Below are 15,675 nucleotides of genomic sequence, written 5' to 3' on the forward strand. Positions count from 1 at the left end.
AACGTGAAGCTCAACAACGGCGTCATCATGCCCCAGCTCGGTTTCGGCGTCTGGCAGGTGCCCGACGCCGACGCCACGACCGCCGTCGCGGAGGCGCTGAAGGCGGGCTACCGCAGCATCGACACCGCAGCGGCCTACGGCAACGAGGCCGGCACCGGTGCGGCCATCGCGCAGTCCGGTGTGGACCGTGCCGACGTCTTCGTCACCACCAAGCTGTGGAACGACGACCACGGCTACGACAACACGCTGCGCGCGTTCGACCAGTCGCTGCGCAAGCTCGGCCTCGACGTGCTCGACCTGTACCTGATCCACTGGCCGACGCCCGCCCGCGACACCTACGTCGACACCTGGAAGGCGTTCGTCGAGCTGCAGAAGGAGGGCCGCGTCCGCGCGATCGGCGTCTCCAACTTCCAGCCCGCGCACCTGCGGCGGCTGATCGACGAGACCGGTGTCGTGCCGGCGGTCAACCAGATCGAGCTGCACCCGTACCTGCAGCAGAACGAGGCCCGCGCCTTCCACGCCGAGCACGGCATCCAGACCGAGGCCTGGTCCCCGCTCGGCCAGGGCGGCGAACTGCTCGCCGACCCGGTGGTCACGAAGATCGCCTTGGCCCACGGCAAGTCCCCGGCCCAGGTCGTGCTGCGCTGGCACCTGCAGCTCGGCAACGTCGTGATCCCGAAGTCCGTGACGCCGTCCCGGATCCGGGAGAACATCGACGTGTTCGACTTCGAGCTGCCGGACGCCGAGCTGGAGCTGCTGTCCACTCTGGACCGCGGCGGCCGCATCGGCCCGGACCCGGACCAGCTCAACTAGGACGTGTGTCGAAGCGGCGCTCGTTCACCCACACCAACCTCACCAGCCCCACTTTTCGACACGCGGGGCCCTTTCGTTCGCTCTGACAGTACGAAAGGGCCCCGCGTGCCCGTCGGCAGGGCGGGTGGGGTTGCGGAGCGTGGCGGCTGTGGCGCTGCTTCACTCGAACGAGGTTGACGTCGATGCGCGCTCTGGGCGGGCAAATACGAAGCCCCGGCCCGCTTGATGCGGTCCGGGGCTTCGCTGGCGACGAGCCTCGCCTCTCTAGGCTCGCATGACTGTGGCGATCGGGATCCGCGCCGCCCGGATGGCCGGGATGAGCCCGCCCAGCACACCGGCGACCAGACCCGCGATCACGCCGGCGACCCCGGCCTCCCACGGGAAGGTGGTGCCCTGCAACGACGGGAAGCGGTGGCCGAACATCATCAGCGCGACCTGCAGGCCCGCCGCGCCCGCGCCGATCGCCAGCGCGGCGGTCAGCAGGCCGGTCAGCAACGTCTCGGCGAGCACGATGCCCGCCAGGAGCATGCGGGACATGCCCACCGCCCGGCGCAGGGCGAACTCCTCGACGCGCTCGCCGACCGTGGCGAGGCCGACGTTCAGGATGCCCGCGACACCGATCAGCAGCACCAGGAACGCCATGCCGAGGAAGATCAGCCGCATGATCCTCAGCTCGGACTCCATGCGCTCCTTGGAGTTCACCGGCTGGAAGTGCAGGTTCTGCTGGTCGATCCCGGCGCCGATGAGCTTGGACCGCAGCAGCTGCTGCAGGTCGTCGGAACCCGGCTCCAGGTAGATTTCGAGACCGGGGCCGCCGCCGCGGAACCTGTTGCCGTCGTTGGTCTCGGCGGCCGTCGGCATCCACGTGCGGAGCTCGTCGAGGCGCAGGTAGATCCGCGGCTGCATGTAGCCGTCCTGCACGACGCCGGCGATCTGCGGAGTCACGTGGTGGGTGGCGCCCTCGATCATCATCTCGCCCGGGATGCGGTACTGCTTGAGCCCCTTGGCGGCTTCCTCGTTCAGCACGATCCGCGGCGCGAGCGACGGGGCCGAGGTGAAGTCGAGCCAGGTGCCGGAGACCGGGCGGAACGGCTTGAACGGCCGGATGTCGCCGGTCAGCGCGATCATGCTGACCTCGATCGCCTGGCCGTCCGGCTTCTTCTCCGGCTGCTTCTGCTCGTGACACACGCCGCTGGCGTCGCAGATCATCGAGGGGCCGCCGTAGTTGCCGCCCTGGTTCGCGTACTCGAACGGCATGCCGCCCTCGTTGATCGGCCGCACACCCGGCTCGCCGATGATCGCCTGCGAGCCGATCATCGCGACCGCGTCGGAACGGCCCTTCAGCGTGGTCTCGACGATGCCCGGCGCGCCCTTCTCGCCGGGCACGTAGCCCATGATCGTGCCGTCCTTGCCGGCCTGGAGCTCGACGTCGGTGAGCATCGCGCGTTCGGCGATCTCCGCACCCGCCTGCACCGTGACGACCGCGAGCACACCGAGGAACAGCGAGACCATCGAGAGGAACGTGCGCAGTTTTCGGGCACGGATGCCCTGTCCGCCGATGACGAGGGCGGACCGGAACTTGCCGGAAAGCATCAGTTGAACCGCCCGTCGCGCAGCTCCATCACGCGGCCCATCTTGCGCGCGTGGTCGTGGTCGTGCGTGACCAGCACGAGGCCGCAGCCCTGCCTGGTCGTGTTGAGCAGCACCTCGACGACGAGGTTGCCGGTCTCGGTGTCGAGCGCGCCGGTCGGTTCGTCGGCGAGGATGATGCGCGGCTGCCGGACGAGCGCACGGGCGATCGCCACGCGCTGCTGCTCACCGCCGGAAAGCCTGCTGGGCTTGGACTTCGCGAGGTGCGCGATGCCGACCTGCTCCAGCGCCTCCATCACCTGCTGCTTGCGCTTGCGCCGCGCCGACCAGCCCTGGCCGTTCACCAGCGCCATCGCCACGTTCTGCGCCGCGCTGAGGTGCTTGAGCAGGAAGAAGCGCTGGAACACGAACCCGAACTCCGCGCTGCGCAACGCCGCTGCCTTGCGTTCGGGGAGCTTCGTGATGTCGTTGCCGTGCAGGAAGTACTGACCCTCGTCGGCGCGGTCGAAGAGCCCGATCAGCGACAGCAGCGTCGACTTGCCGGAGCCGGAACGGCCGAGGATCGCCACGCTCTGTCCGGGTTGGACGGTGAAGTCCACACCGGACAGGATCGTGCGCGGTTCCCCTTGTCCCTTCAGAACCTTCGTGATGCCGTTGAGCTGGAGCAGCGGGGGCTGCACGGGAGCGACCGGAACCTGGGGCGCGGTCATCACGGTCCCGTCGGCTTCTGCTGCTGGTCGCCGCCCTGCTGCTGGCCTTCCGGCAGGTTCGGGCCGGGCACCGCGAGCTCCTCGTCACCGGTGAGACCGGACTTGACCTCGACGACCTTGCCGTCGGTGAGGCCGAGCGTCACGTCCGTCGTGCGGCGCGAACCGTCCGGCTGGATCACGTCGACCTTGCCCTTGCCCTGCTGACCGGCCACGGCCTCGACCGGAACCACCAGCGCCTGCGCGGACTTGCCCGTGGTGACCTCGATCGACGCGGCGGCGCCGTTGATCATCTTCACGTCGGCGGGCGCGGTGCACACGATGCGCAGGCCGGTCGACCCGCTGGGCTGCTGCTGCTGCTGGTCCGGCTGCTTGGGCTGTTCGGGCTGCTTCGGCTGGTCCTTGGACGCGTCCTTGTTCTCCGGCGTCTGCTGGGGCTTCTCCGGGATGGTGGCCTGCGGCAGCGCGGCGATCGTGCCGAGCACGGCACACGGGAACGGGCCGGGCCCGTTCTTGATCTGCGCGGTCACGTCGGTGAGCGCACCGCTGATCTTGTACGCCTGCTGGCCGTCGATGTCACCGACCAGCGCGTAGCCCACGTGCTTGGCCGACGCGAGCGGCATGCCCGCCGTCACCGTCGCCTTGTCGTCGACCAGCCGGCCGCCGAACGTGGCACCGGCCGGGATCTCGACGTAGTTCGGCGCCCCGTCCTTCCACACGTTCGCGACCCGGATGGGCTTGGTCGGCGTGCCGTTGGGTGCCGGGATCTCGAAGAACCGCACCTGGCCGTCGACTGGCGCGACCAGCCCGAACGTCGGGTTCATCTCGACCTTGCCGGAGATGCTGAGCTTGGTGGTGAGGTCCTGCTTGGTCGGCTTGACCTTGGTCATCGTGGTGCCGCGCGGTGCCAGTTCCGGGTTGGCCTGTTCCGGACCTGACGGACTGCACGCCGCCACGGTGACCGTGACCAGCGCGCACAGCGGCGCGAGAAGAATTTTGCGCACGAATGTCCCCCATGTCGTTTCGACCAACCTACCGATAAGGACACCGCACGGGCCCAGGAGGTTGCATCGGACTTTCGGCCGATGTCGCATCGACCTGGTGGCCACGGGTATCCGGTCGTTGACCGGAAGGAGAAGACCTGTGAATGCGCTTGCCGTGGTAACCGGTGCTTCGAGCGGAATAGGTTACGAACTCGCGAAAGTACTCGCGGACAACGGCTTCGACCTCGTCGTTGTGGCCGAGGACGAAAGGATTGACGAAGCGGCCGCACAGCTGAAGCTGCGCAGCGGCGGCGTGCGGGTGGATCCGGTGCGCGTGGACCTGAGCGGCTACGACGGTGTCGAGGCGCTCGTCTCGCACGTGCGCGCGATGGAACGGCCCGTCGACGTGCTCGCCGTGAACGCGGGCGTCGGCGTCGGCGGTGACTTCGTGCGCGACACGTCGGTCGACGACAACCTGGAGATCGTGGACCTGAACGTGCGCTCCGCCGTGCACCTCTCCCACCGGCTGCTCAGCGACATGGTGGACCGCAAGGAGGGCAAGGTGCTCTTCACGTCGTCCGTCGCGGCGACCGCGCCGGGGCCGTTCCACTCGGTCTACGCGGCCTCGAAGGCGTTCCTGGCCTCGTTCGCGCAGGGGATCAGGGAAGAGCTGCGCGACACGGGCGTCACCGTGACCACGCTGATGCCGGGGCCGACCGACACCGAGTTCTTCGACCGCGCCGGCATGCAGGACACCAAGGTGGCCACGGGGGACAAGGACGACCCGGCACAGGTCGCGCAGCAGGGTTTCGAGGCGTTGATGAAGGGCGACGACCACGTCGTCGCGGGCTCGCTCAAGAACAAGGTGCAGGCCATCGCCGGCAAGGTCGCGCCGGACCCGGTGAAGGCCAAGATGATGCGAACGATGACCGAGCCCGGTTCGGCCGGAGGTTCCGACGAGTGAAGCGGATCTGGAAGTCGTACGGCGAGGGCAGGCCGCTGCCCGGCTACCTCCTCGCCATCGGCAGCTACACGACTCTGGCGGGCGTCGTCGCGGTGGCGGGGCGCCTCACCGGTGCCCGGTTGCCCGAACGGTTCTCGCTCGGTGACACCACGCTCGTCGGCGTGGCGACGCACAAGGCGAGCCGGTTGCTCACCAAGGAGGCGGTGACGAGCCCGCTGAGGGCTCCGTTCACCCGCTACGAAGAACCGGCGGGGCACGCGGAGCTCAAGGAGTCACCCCGCGACGACCACCCGGCTCAGCACGCGATCGGTGAGCTCGTCACGTGTCCGTTCTGCGCGGGCGTGTGGATCGCGAGCGGGCTCACCGCGGGGCTGGTGTTCGCGCCGCGGCTCACCCGCCTGGTGTCGACGGCGCTCGCCGCGGTCGCGGCGTCCGACGCGCTGAACCTGGTGTACGACAAGCTGAAGTCATGACCCCTGGCGGCCGCGCCGGCTCCCCGCATAAGCCTGCTCACGCAGCGCGGCGAGCCAGCGCGGCGCCAGTTCCAGCTCCGGCGGCCGGTTGAGCACCGGGTCGAACGCCACCGGATCCGTCGTCGGGTGCTCGGGACGCAGCGTCACAGAGGCGACCTCGTGCCAGTCGGCGTCCGCACCTGAGGCGTGAATCCTGAACCGCGTCGGTGGCTCGCCCTCGCCCGGGACGGCCATGAACCACAGCAGTTCGCCGCGGTACCGGTAGGGCGCCAGCGTGCCCAGGCGCGCATCTCGCCAGTGGCGCACGAACTTCGGCAGCAACCGCGTCAACCGGCCCGTGCCGGTGCTCGACAACAGCACGTCCCAGTCGCCTGACTCAGTGGGGATCCGCACGGCCAGGCCGAGCACGTCCGGCCAGCCGCGGCCGGTCCCGGCGCCTTTGGACAGACGGACGGTCACCGCTGCCTTGTCGGGGAACGGCGCCGTTCCGTTCAGCTCGCCGGTCATCTGGACGCCTCGCGGATGCAGCGCCCTGGCTTTGCGCACGCGGGCGAGCAGCTGGAACACAGTGGTCAGCACATCCTCGTGTACCCGCCGAAACCGCACGAAAACACGGTGTTTCAAGGCGTTCGGCAGGGGGATTCTCCGATTGTGAGGCTGCTCAGGGCACCAGGCGTGTACACGCCGCAGGACGACACCGCGCTTCTCGTCGAGGCGCTGCACGCGGCGGCGATCGCGCCGGGTGCGCGGGTGCTGGACATCGGCACCGGCACGGGAGCGCTGGCCATCGCGGCGATTCGCGCCGGCGCGGCCGAGGTGACCGGTGTGGACGTCTCCCGGCGTGCGGTGTGGACCGCGCGGGTCAACGCGGCCCTGCAACGGTTGCCGTTGCGGGTCAGGCTCGGCAACGCACTGGAGGTCGTGGCGGGCGAGAGCTTCGACCTCGTGCTCTCGAATCCGCCGTACGTGCCCGCGGCCAGTCCCTGCGCGGCTCGTGGACCAGCACGCGCGTGGGACGCGGGACGGGACGGACGGCAGCTGCTCGACCCGTTGTGCGCCAGGATGTTCGACCTGCTGGTGCCGGGCGGTGTGCTGTTGATGGTCCATTCGGCACTGTGCGGAGTGGACACCACGTTGCGGCAGCTGCGGGACAACGGTTTGAAAGCCGCGATCGTGCAGCGGCGCTGGGTGCCGTTCGGGCCGGTCATGCACGGCAGGGTCGAGTTCCTGGAACGGCACGGCCTCATCGAGCCCGGCCAGCGCCTCGAGGAACTGGTGGTGATCCGCGGTGACCGGCCAGAACGCGCCGAATGAGCGCAGGGTGACCGTGGTGCCGAACGGGCCGGTGCTCGTCGAGGGACCGGTCGAGATCGTCACCGACGACGGCGTGACGCACACCAGCGACCGGTTCGTGGTCGCGGTGTGCGCCTGCCGCCGCAGCAAGCGTTACCCGTTCTGCGACACCAGCCACCGCAAGCGCGTGCGCAGCGACGACTCACCGGCTTCCCACGACGACAGCAGGTGATCGGCGAGCCGGGCCTCGAGCAGTTCCGTGGCCTGGATGCCGAACGTCACGTCCGCCCGCAGCCCTGGTTCCTGCTCCAGCAGTGAGCCGATGACGTCCCGCCGCATGATCTGCTCGTGCACGGCGTCGGCCTCGATGTGCTCGGTGAAGAACTCCACGCACCGCGGATCGGCGTCGAGGCGTTGCAGTGCCTGGGCCATGCGGTGGGCACTCGGCGCCGTGGTGATCTCCGCGGCGGCGAAGTGGCCGACCAGCGCGCCCCGCAACGACCGGTGCAGCCCGAACAACGACATCATGTTGACGATCGCGATGGCTGGTGCGGGCACGTCGTCCAGGTAGTGCAGGTAGTCCGGGCACATTCCGGCGCCTTCGAGCAGATCCGCGTAGAGCCGCGAGTGCATCCGGTCGGCCCGCCCGCCGCCGAACTCGTCGAACTCCACCGCGACCAGCGCCGCCTTGGCCCGGCCGCGCAGGCGTGGGATGACCCACGCGTGCGGGTCCGCTTCCTTGTGGTGGTACACCGACCTGTGCGCGAAGTACTCGCGCATCTCGTCCCAGGTCCCGTTGCCCCGCAGGTGGTGCGACACGCCGTTGCCGGGGACGTGCTCGACCAGCAGGTCGGCCAGCGCCGCCTCCAGGTCGTCGCCGCCGTCCACATCGGACCGCAACGCGGCGAGGAAGACGATCTCGGCCTGGGCGCGGAGCTTGAGCAGTTCCGGATCCCACTCCCAGGCCTCGTGCACGCCGTCGAACCCGCCGTAGTGCAGCTCGTACAACACGTGCAGCGCGATGGTGAGGTCCTCGCCGTACGGATCGGCGTCGGTGAACGGGAGCGGCCGGCCGTCCGGCTCTCCGTTCAGGGTGCCGATGACGGTCTCGGACAACGGACCGCGCGGCGAGGGAAGCTTCATGCCGGTCTCATACCCGCTGGTCGACGAGGTCATGCACGAGCGAGAGCTCGCCCCGCGCCTTCAGCGCCGGCGTCACGTGCTCCAGCAGCGCCTCGAGCAGCGCCGTCGCGGGCACCCGGCACTCCCGCCACGGATCGACCGCGGCACCGTCCAGGCCGTACCTGGACGCCGTCCAGACGGCCGCTGCGCACACGTCGTCCCGCACCGGGGGTGATTCGTCACCAAGGCACGCTGTGTGCACCAGAGCGCGCGACAGGGCGGCTTGCAGCACGGCGTCGTCCACGGTTCGTGCCGCGTCGGCCACCCGGAACTCCACGGTCGGCAGTTTCGGCGACAGGCGGGCGAGCCAGAACGACTGCGCGCGGTCGACCAGCGTGCCGCACGCGACCATCCGCGCGACGCAGGCGTCGTACTCGGCGGCACTGGTGAACACCGGCGGCACCCCGGAACCGGGGAACCGCGACTGCTGCACCATCCGCCAGCTCGCGTAGCCGTTGTCGGGCGAGTTCGCCGACAACGCGAGCAACGTCGGCAACCACGGCCGCACGTGGTTCAGCACGCGGACACCGGTTTCGCGGTCCGGCACGCCCACGTGGACGTGACAACCGCACGCCTCGTAATGCTCGACCACGCCCGCATAGGTGTCGAGAACGCGGCGGAAGCGGGGATGGTCGTGCGACACGATTGGTTGCAACGACGGTTTCATCGGTGTGCCGCGGGAAATCAGCTCGAGTCCGAGTTCCCCGGCCACTTTCGCGAGTGTCCGGCGAGCCTCCCGGAGCGCCTCACCGAGATCGGCGACCGAGGTGCACGGGCCGGTCGCGGCCTCCACCTGCGTGCTCGCGAGCTCCCCGTGGAACTTCGTCAGCACCGTGTCCTGAACGCCCGCCAGCACGGCGTCCGCGCGCACCGCGGTGCGCCCGGACGCCATGTCGACGAGCAGGAACTCTTCTTCTACGCCAACGGTGTCAGCGCCGTGCGGCACGCCGGCCAAGCGCGACTCCCAGTCCGATCATGCCGATGCCGAGGACGAAGTGCAGCCAGTCGTCCGCGCTGTTGAACGGCACGAAGTTGGCTTCGCTCGTCTTGTCGATCACCAGTCCGTACAGCCACAGCACGAGGTACACCGCGCCGCCGCCGATCAGGAACGCCCGTGCGCCGCCCGTGGTGCGCGCGGCCAGGAAGCCCGCGACGCCGAAGAGCAGGTGCACGATGTTGTGCAGGATCGACACCATGAAGATCCCGAGCAGCATCGCGCCGGAGTGGTGACCCGCGAAGGTCATCTGGTCGTAGTTCGCGGTGATGCCCGGGATGAAGCCGAGTACGCCGACCAGCGCGAACACGGCCGCCACGGCGAGCGCGGCCTGCTGGACGGGAGTGCGTGTTCTGACGTCGACCATGAATGGTCACCTCGCTCTGTGGTGGACCTCGATCTGGGTGGACACGGTCGGTGATCGGCTACCCGGCGGCGGTAGGCACAAACGCGGGTGGGGTATTCGGTGTGGCATGGACGACCAGACGAGCGAAGCGCTCGGCAAGCTGAGCAAGGCCCTGGAGACCGTCGAACAGGCGCGCGGCCACCTCTACGCGTTCCACCAGCTCACCGGAACGGCCGATTTCCTGCTCGACGACGCGATCGCCGCCCTGCGCGAGGCGGGCCACCACGAGCACGCGGGCAGGGTGCTGCGTGAGCTGGTCGGCCGCAACGTGCTGCCGGGGAAGTGGACGTTCGAGATCGTGGAGCAGTACGACGACACCTACTACGACGTGTTCCGGGACGTGGAACGCTCCGCCCGCGACGACCTGGGCGGCAGCCGGCGGCACGAGCACGAGGCACGCCTCAAGCGCGAGCGTCAGCGGCTCAGCGCCGCCGCGTACGCCGACAGGGACTCCCGGTCCGGCTGACCGGTCTTCGCGATCAGCGACGCCACGTGCTTCTCCACGGTGCGCGGCGAGATGTGCAGCCGGGTCCCGATCGCCTTGTTGCCCATGCGGTCGGCGAGCAGCACGAACACCTCGAACTCGCGCACCGTCACGCCGTGCCCGCGCAACTGGCGCGGCACCTGTTCGGTACCGGTGCGGCGTTGCTGCACCGGTGCACCGGCCTGCCTCAGCAGGCCGCGGCACGCCGACGCGACCGCGGGGATCGAGGCCTGGTGGAAGTACTCCTCGGCCGACCGGAGCCAGGCCACCGGATCGCCCCACGTCGAAGCTTCCGGCGCGACCAGCCGCAGACCCAGGTGGCGGGCCATCGGGTACAACGCCGCGGCCTCCTGGGCGCGCTGGAAGGCCTCCGCCGCCTCGCCGCACCTGCCGTCGCGGCCGAGCAGAACGGCGTGCGCGAGTTCGGCGAACTGCCGGTTCCACCGCATTCGGGCGGCGCTCGCGTCCGTCAGCGTGCGGTAGTCGGACCAGCCGAACCGGCCGTCGAGCACGCCGAGCAGCACGCGCATGCCCCGCGTGCCGGACAGGTGGAACGTCGTGGGGTTCTGCGACTCCAGCTCGAGCGCCCGGTCGAGCTCCTGCGTTGCCAGCGCGTGGTTTTCTTCGAGCAGGGCGCAGAACGCGCGCGCGAGCCCGATGCAGTGCGGGTACTCCTGGGCGCCGCTCTTCCCGACGGACTCGAACTTCGCGACGGCGTCGTCGGTTCCGGCGCGGTCGGCGCGGTGCGCGGCGAGCGTCGCCTTCGACATCAACAGATACCGGGTCAGCGCGGGGAACCGCAGGCGCGCGGTGACCTCCAGGCACCTCTCGATCTCCTCCGCCGCCGCCGCGTAGTCGCCGACGAGCACGGACTGCAGCGTCAGGATGGCGTCCACGTTGTGCGCCACCGTGATCGCGCCCGCTCGGAACGCCTCCGCGCGCGACCGGACGAGTGCCTCGATGCTGCCGTGTTCGAGCCAGTCGTTGCCCGCTCGCCGCACCAGCGCGGTGGCGTGCTGGATCGGCATCTGATGCGCGTCCGCGAGTGCGAGCGCCTTCCCGAAGCACGCGTTGGCCTCGGCCATGTCCTGATCACGCGCGATGGTCCCGAGCAGTTGCCACGCCTCGCACGCCACCGCCGGCAGCTGTGCCCGTGCGGCGGCGTGAGCGGCCTGCCTGGCCAGCGTCGCAGCCGAGGAGATCCGGTCCGGGCTCGGGATGTTCAGCGTGAGGTAGGCCGAGTTCACGTCCAGCTGCGCGGTCAGCTCGTCGGGTGCGTCGGGGCCGAGCAGCGTGCGGGCGATGCGCACCTGTTCCACGCCTTCGGTGAACAACCCGGCGGTGTGGGCGACGCGGGCGAGTCGCGTGTGGAGCTTCGCGCGGCGCGGGGCGTCCAGGCCGAGCAGGGTGATGTCCAGGGCGAAGGCGCGGTCGAAGTCGCCCTGCACGGCCAGCGCGGGCAGCAGGGCGTCGAGCACGTCGGCGCGGGCGGTGACGTCGTTGTCCAGCAGGTGTTGTGCGCGATCGAGCAACGCGACGGCCGACTCCGCTCCACCACCCGCCAGCGCTCGCCTGCCCGCCTCGGCGAACAGGAGACCGGCCCGCGTGGTGGAGCCGGCGTCGAACCGCAGTTTCGCGACGAGCGGGCACCAGTCGCCGGGCAGCCCGGGGTGCAGGTCCTCGATCGCGTCGGCGGTGCGCTGGGACAGGTCCGTGCGTTCGGCCGGGGTCAGCTGCGCGAGCAACGCGTCGGCGGTCAGGGGATGCCGGAACGCGTACCAGTCGGGGGCGGGTTCGTCGGGCGTCACGAGCTGCGCGGCGACCCCGGCGTGCAGATGGCTCAGCAACGCGCGGTCGTCGGTGCCGCTCACCCGCTGCACCACGGAGAGCGGGAACCGGTGGCCCAGCACCGCCGCGATGGACAGCACCTCCCGGCCCTGCGGCCCCAGCCGGTCCGTGCGGTGCGCGACGCTGCGCACGAACGCCGCCGGCACCGGCAGCTTGAGCTCGCCCAGCACCTGCCAGCCCTCGGCACCGGCGACGAGCAACCCGCCGCTCACCATGCCGTGCAGCAGTTCCTCGATGACGAACGGGTTTCCGGCGCTGTCCGTCCACAAGCGATCGGTGAGCTCGGCCGGCACCCGCTCGCTCTCCAGGCAGGCGGCCGTCATCTGCGCGACCTCGTCCTGCGTCAGCCTGCGCAGCTCCATCAGGCTGCCGGAACCGCGCTGCACCATCCGGTGGACCAGTTCCAGCGCGTGGCCCGGCTCGGTGCGGATCGTGGCGAGCAGCAGAACCGGTTGCTCCTCCAGGTTGTCCGCGAGGTACTCGACGACCGCGAGCGTCTCGGCGTCGGCCTCGTGCAGGTCTTCGAGCACGAGCAGGCACGGCGTCTTCCGTGCGACGGACGCGAGCAGTCTGAGCACCGCTTCCGCCAGCACGACGACGGACTCCGTCGTGGCCCGGTGGTCGTGCCACTCCGGGATCAGGGTGCCCAGCACGGGTTTGTACGGCCCGAGCGCGGAGTCGTCCGGCGGCTCACCTCGGAACAGGCCCAGGAGCGCCTCCGCGATTGGACGAAACGGCACCATGGGACCGATGGTCGTGCCGCGTCCTTTCAGCACCCGCATGCCCTGCTCGAACGCCTGGCCCGCGGCGTAGCGCGCCAGCCGGGACTTGCCGATGCCGGCCTCCCCGGTGAGGAAGACCGCGCCACCACGGGATTCACGGGTGTGCCCGAGTGCCTCCGTGATGGCCGTGACCTCTCGATCACGGCCGACCACGTGGGAAGCTCGGGTCTGCATGGCTGGACCCTAGCGGCCGGAAGACCTGTTCCGTATCGGCTGCCAGGCGTATTCGCCGTGAAAGTTTCTACTGGACGCTGACGCTCGTGTCCGACAGCGTGGGCGTGATCGACGCGAAGGCGCCCATCGCCAGCGTCAGGCCCACCAGGGCGCGGGCCCGTGCACCCGCGAAGGTCTTCGGGGTGAGCTCCATCTCGCCGATCGCGTCCTCGACCGGGTCGGTCGCGGCGGGTCGGGGCAGGGACTCGTTCATCGGGTGCACTCCTCGGTTGTGTGCCGAAATGACGGTGACGGTGATTCCAGCAGCAGGACGGACGGCACCGGGAACCCTTGGCGCAGCAGGCCGTGGCCGATGCCGGCGAGGCCGGTGAACAGCCCTGGCGACGGCACGCCACCCGGGGTGGCGCACCGGGCGCCGTGTTCGTCCAGTGCTCCCAGCAGAAGCGCCGTGCGACGGGTCGCGGCGCTGGGGTGGTGCGCGGCCAGAGCTTCGACGACGCCCAGTTCGCCGTGGCAGAGACTCATGTCCCGCAACGGTTCCCGGGCGGCCAGCAGGCCGGCGAGACGTTCGTCGTCGCGTGCCAGGGCAGCGCCCGCGAGACCTCCGCACCAACCGGCGTCGGTCGGGTCGATGGCGTCGCTCTCCAGGAACGCTCTCCCTGCCACTTCTGACGACTCGGCCACATCAGATGACTCGTTCGAAACCGTTGCCGCGTAACGCCGCAGCACCCATCCGATTCCCGCATGGCCACGGGCGAACCCATTAGTGGAACAAATGGCACCTCGTAGGATCGCCGCGTAGTGATCTGCGAGCGCGAGCGAGTTAGGCGTACCCACGGCGAGCATCGCGGCCAGCGACCCCGCGACGCCGTCCACGACACTCATCGACGAATCTTCCAGCGGCATCAGTGACACGGCCGTCGACAACAGTTGCGGATCAAGGCCGAGCAACGGGGTCAGCCGCGCCAGCCCGTAACAGATGCCGCCCAGGCCGTGCAGCCCGCCACCCGCTGACGCGACCAGTTCCGGCGTCGAGGCGAACAGTTCCAGCAGCGACGGCAGCGGCCGCATGGCATCCACCGCGAAGTCGACGTACCGCGCCGCGCCGGTCAGCGCGCCCAGTTCGGCCAGGAACAGGGCGACACCCGTGTAGCCGTTGGACAAACCGGCGCCGAGCGGCTGTACCGCCCAATGCCGGTCGTCGACCAGTTCGAGCCCGAGCCAGTTCACCCGGTCCTCGCCGGTGACCGCGTGCGCCAGGATCTGGTCCGCGATCCCGCAGGCGGCGACCAGCAGCCGCGCCGGATCCGGGTCGACCGCGGCGACGTGGCCGGGCGACGACGTGCCGGAGTGGTGCGAGACCGGACGCGGCCGGGACGCCAGCGCCGCCGTGATCACCCACTGCTGGTCGTGCCGGTCGACCTCGCTCATCGCGGCGATCTTGCGTTCCACGGCCGCCAGCCCGGGCTCCGGCAGCACCTCCGGCAGCCGGAGCCCGGCCCCGGTCCACAGATCGCGCGAACCCGGCCGGCAGGTGAACAGCGGCACGTCACCTCGCCACAGGTCGGCGACCTCGAACGGCACCAGCCGGTCGAGCAGCGGATCGCCGACCACCAGCACGCCGAACGCCAGATCGCGGTCCAGCGCGTCGGCCAGCACGGACGGATGCGTGGACTCGTCGAGCAGCCTCGCGTAGTGACGCGTCGCGCGCGCCACGAACCGCACCTCGTCGTCCGCGCAGGCCTTCACCAGCCGCAGCAGTTCGTCCCGATGCGCCACGATCGCGTCGTAGCCGGCGCGGAACCCCGCGAGCAGCGAGTCCTGGTAGTCGCCGGCCTCGGCGGGCGTGCCGTGCAGCAACGGCCGGTTGAACGCCCCCGGCGACTCGCGAGGCCGCCGCACGAGCCGCATCCGGTCCGTGCCGGCGTCGGCCCAGTCGACGAGGTCCACCGGCGACAACACGCCCTGATCCCCGCCGACGCCGCCCACGTCCACGATCCCGTTGTCGCCCAGCACCATGTGGGGGAGCAGCGCCGTGCGGTACACCGACCGCGCCAGCGCCAGCGCCGCCGGGTCGTCCGACGTGGCCGGCGTCGGGTGGAACAGCGTCTCGACGTCCACGAGCACCGGCTGGTCGCCGCACGCGATCAGGTTCTCGAAGTGCATGTCCGTGCCGTCGACCGCGTAGAGCAGCGCCAGCAACGCGCCGAGCCTGCGGTAGAACTCGGCGACCCCGGCCACGTCCGCGCACGGCTCGTGGCCGATGTGTTCGAGCCACCCGTACCCGTCGCGCGCCAGCAGCCGCGGCGACCGGAACTCGATGCCGGTCCGCGTGGACAGCCACTCGAGCTGCGCGACGAACCGGAGGTGCAGCTCGACCGGTCGTGGCCGGTAGACCAGCCGGGCGTGGTTCTCGAAGGTCAGGATCGCGACCGTCCGCCCCTGCTGGTGCGGATCGCCCTGCCCCGTCTCGATCGAGATGAGCGCGCCCGGATCCTGCCGGTGGAAAATCCTGTCCACGATCGCCGCGCGGTCCCTGGCGAACCGCGAACTCAGCTCGTGGTGCACCGAAACGGCCTGCTCACAGGCCTGCGCGAGCAACCGCGCCAGCACCGGATATCGCCCCAAGACCGCGGCCAGGTCGAGCGTCCGGGTGAAGTCGTCGAACCGCTCCGCACCGGTGGCTCCGTGCAGGGTTCCGCGCGCTTTGTGCAACTCCAGCACCAGCGCACGGGCCGCGATGGCGACCAGCCGCCGCCCGAGCTGCTCGGCGAACGGCACGTCGAACGGCGGCGCGACCTCAGCGCGAGCAGCGTCGATCAGCGGCCGCAACGCGCGCGCGAACGCCGCTGTCCAGCTCTCGCCGGTGCTGGTCTCGGCCGCTGAGGTCACGGCGAAGAACTTCGCACGCGCCGGCGCCGCGGCACATGGGGAGCCATCCCCCAGATTTGCGCGCGGACGTGAATATGGGGGACCGCACCC

At 70.3% G+C, this 15,675-nt stretch carries 16 protein-coding genes; 6 read left to right on the forward strand and 10 right to left on the reverse strand.

What is annotated here, in order from left to right; genetic code table 11:
* The first annotated feature begins 27 nt into the window (after window positions 1-27).
* Window positions 28-813: an aldo/keto reductase gene (locus G7043_RS16750; protein WP_166047028.1), complete on the forward strand. Its 786-nt coding sequence runs from the start codon at window positions 28-30 to the stop codon at window positions 811-813.
* A 264-nt stretch (window positions 814-1,077) separates the two neighbouring features.
* On the opposite strand, the gene G7043_RS16755 is transcribed toward G7043_RS16750, so the two are convergent.
* The 3 genes from G7043_RS16755 to G7043_RS16765 are packed head-to-tail and all read right to left on the reverse strand — an operon-like array spanning window position 1,078 to window position 4,114.
* Window positions 1,078-2,406, reverse strand: coding sequence for an ABC transporter permease (locus G7043_RS16755; protein ID WP_166046594.1), 1,329 nt, complete (start codon window positions 2,404-2,406; stop codon window positions 1,078-1,080).
* Window positions 2,406-3,113 carry an ABC transporter ATP-binding protein gene (locus G7043_RS16760; RefSeq protein WP_166046595.1) on the reverse strand — a complete coding sequence of 236 codons (708 nt, stop codon included), beginning with the start codon at window positions 3,111-3,113 and terminating at the stop codon, window positions 2,406-2,408. Before G7043_RS16760 ends, G7043_RS16755 begins: the two co-directional genes overlap by 1 nt.
* Window positions 3,113-4,114, reverse strand: a complete 1,002-nt coding sequence (locus G7043_RS16765) for an efflux RND transporter periplasmic adaptor subunit (protein WP_166046596.1) — start codon at window positions 4,112-4,114, stop codon at window positions 3,113-3,115. Before G7043_RS16765 ends, G7043_RS16760 begins: the two co-directional genes overlap by 1 nt.
* A 139-nt stretch (window positions 4,115-4,253) precedes the next feature.
* Here G7043_RS16765 and G7043_RS16770 point away from each other — a divergent pair, with 139 nt between their 5' ends.
* Window positions 4,254-5,057 (forward strand): SDR family NAD(P)-dependent oxidoreductase, encoded by an 804-nt coding sequence (locus tag G7043_RS16770; protein ID WP_313887918.1) that lies wholly within the window; start codon window positions 4,254-4,256, stop codon window positions 5,055-5,057.
* Window positions 5,054-5,530 (forward strand): DUF1360 domain-containing protein, encoded by a 477-nt coding sequence (locus G7043_RS16775; protein ID WP_166046598.1) that lies wholly within the window; start codon window positions 5,054-5,056, stop codon window positions 5,528-5,530. Before G7043_RS16770 ends, G7043_RS16775 begins: the two co-directional genes overlap by 4 nt.
* Here the strand turns inward: G7043_RS16775 and G7043_RS16780 are convergent.
* Window positions 5,525-6,109, reverse strand: coding sequence for a hypothetical protein (locus G7043_RS16780; RefSeq protein WP_207311411.1), 585 nt, complete (start codon window positions 6,107-6,109; stop codon window positions 5,525-5,527). The genes G7043_RS16775 and G7043_RS16780 overlap by 6 nt on opposite strands.
* A gap of 72 nt (window positions 6,110-6,181) precedes the next feature.
* On the opposite strand from G7043_RS16780, the gene G7043_RS16785 reads away from it, so the two are divergent.
* Window positions 6,182-6,844 (forward strand): HemK2/MTQ2 family protein methyltransferase, encoded by a 663-nt coding sequence (locus G7043_RS16785; RefSeq protein WP_166046600.1) that lies wholly within the window; start codon window positions 6,182-6,184, stop codon window positions 6,842-6,844.
* Complete coding sequence (locus tag G7043_RS16790) at window positions 6,819-7,055, forward strand: CDGSH iron-sulfur domain-containing protein (RefSeq protein ID WP_166046601.1); 237 nt, start codon at window positions 6,819-6,821, stop codon at window positions 7,053-7,055. Before G7043_RS16785 ends, G7043_RS16790 begins: the two co-directional genes overlap by 26 nt.
* Here the strand turns inward: G7043_RS16790 and G7043_RS16795 are convergent.
* The 3 genes from G7043_RS16795 to G7043_RS16805 are packed head-to-tail and all read right to left on the reverse strand — an operon-like array spanning window position 6,977 to window position 9,366.
* Window positions 6,977-7,966, reverse strand: a complete 990-nt coding sequence (locus G7043_RS16795) for an iron-containing redox enzyme family protein (RefSeq protein ID WP_242642359.1) — start codon at window positions 7,964-7,966, stop codon at window positions 6,977-6,979. The genes G7043_RS16790 and G7043_RS16795 overlap by 79 nt on opposite strands.
* A 7-nt stretch (window positions 7,967-7,973) precedes the next feature.
* A complete protein-coding gene (locus G7043_RS16800; RefSeq protein ID WP_313887959.1) occupies window positions 7,974-8,951 on the reverse strand; it encodes a carboxylate-amine ligase in 978 nt (325 codons plus the stop codon).
* The gene (locus G7043_RS16805; RefSeq protein ID WP_166046604.1) at window positions 8,935-9,366 is read right to left on the reverse strand and encodes a DUF4383 domain-containing protein; all 432 of its coding nucleotides are present in this window, start codon (window positions 9,364-9,366) and stop codon (window positions 8,935-8,937) included. Before G7043_RS16805 ends, G7043_RS16800 begins: the two co-directional genes overlap by 17 nt.
* A 106-nt stretch (window positions 9,367-9,472) precedes the next feature.
* On the opposite strand from G7043_RS16805, the gene G7043_RS16810 reads away from it, so the two are divergent.
* Window positions 9,473-9,871, forward strand: coding sequence for a hypothetical protein (locus G7043_RS16810; protein ID WP_166046605.1), 399 nt, complete (start codon window positions 9,473-9,475; stop codon window positions 9,869-9,871).
* On the opposite strand, the gene G7043_RS16815 is transcribed toward G7043_RS16810, so the two are convergent.
* The 3 genes from G7043_RS16815 to G7043_RS16825 form a co-directional block, all read right to left on the reverse strand.
* Complete coding sequence (locus G7043_RS16815; protein ID WP_166046606.1) at window positions 9,820-12,693, reverse strand: helix-turn-helix transcriptional regulator; 2,874 nt, start codon at window positions 12,691-12,693, stop codon at window positions 9,820-9,822. The genes G7043_RS16810 and G7043_RS16815 overlap by 52 nt on opposite strands.
* Before the next feature lie 67 nt (window positions 12,694-12,760).
* Window positions 12,761-12,946, reverse strand: a complete 186-nt coding sequence (locus tag G7043_RS16820; RefSeq protein ID WP_166046607.1) for a hypothetical protein — start codon at window positions 12,944-12,946, stop codon at window positions 12,761-12,763.
* A complete protein-coding gene (locus tag G7043_RS16825) occupies window positions 12,943-15,585 on the reverse strand; it encodes a type 2 lanthipeptide synthetase LanM family protein (RefSeq protein WP_166046608.1) in 2,643 nt (880 codons plus the stop codon). Before G7043_RS16825 ends, G7043_RS16820 begins: the two co-directional genes overlap by 4 nt.
* Window positions 15,586-15,675 lie beyond the last annotated feature (90 nt).

Source organism: Lentzea alba (genome assembly GCF_011067745.1).
GTDB classification, from domain to species: Bacteria; Actinomycetota; Actinomycetes; order Mycobacteriales; family Pseudonocardiaceae; genus Lentzea; species Lentzea alba.

Coding starts and splice junctions, on each gene's coding strand:
- G7043_RS16750 (WP_166047028.1), top strand. CDS start 28: ATGCCCCAGCTCGGTTTCGGCGTCTGGCAGGTGCCCGACGCCGACGCC.
- G7043_RS16755 (WP_166046594.1), bottom strand. CDS start 2,406: ATGCTTTCCGGCAAGTTCCGGTCCGCCCTCGTCATCGGCGGACAGGGC.
- G7043_RS16760 (WP_166046595.1), bottom strand. CDS start 3,113: ATGACCGCGCCCCAGGTTCCGGTCGCTCCCGTGCAGCCCCCGCTGCTC.
- G7043_RS16795 (WP_242642359.1), bottom strand. CDS start 7,966: ATGAAGCTTCCCTCGCCGCGCGGTCCGTTGTCCGAGACCGTCATCGGC.
- G7043_RS16805 (WP_166046604.1), bottom strand. CDS start 9,366: ATGGTCGACGTCAGAACACGCACTCCCGTCCAGCAGGCCGCGCTCGCC.
- G7043_RS16810 (WP_166046605.1), top strand. CDS start 9,473: ATGGACGACCAGACGAGCGAAGCGCTCGGCAAGCTGAGCAAGGCCCTG.
- G7043_RS16815 (WP_166046606.1), bottom strand. CDS start 12,693: ATGCAGACCCGAGCTTCCCACGTGGTCGGCCGTGATCGAGAGGTCACG.
- G7043_RS16820 (WP_166046607.1), bottom strand. CDS start 12,946: ATGAACGAGTCCCTGCCCCGACCCGCCGCGACCGACCCGGTCGAGGAC.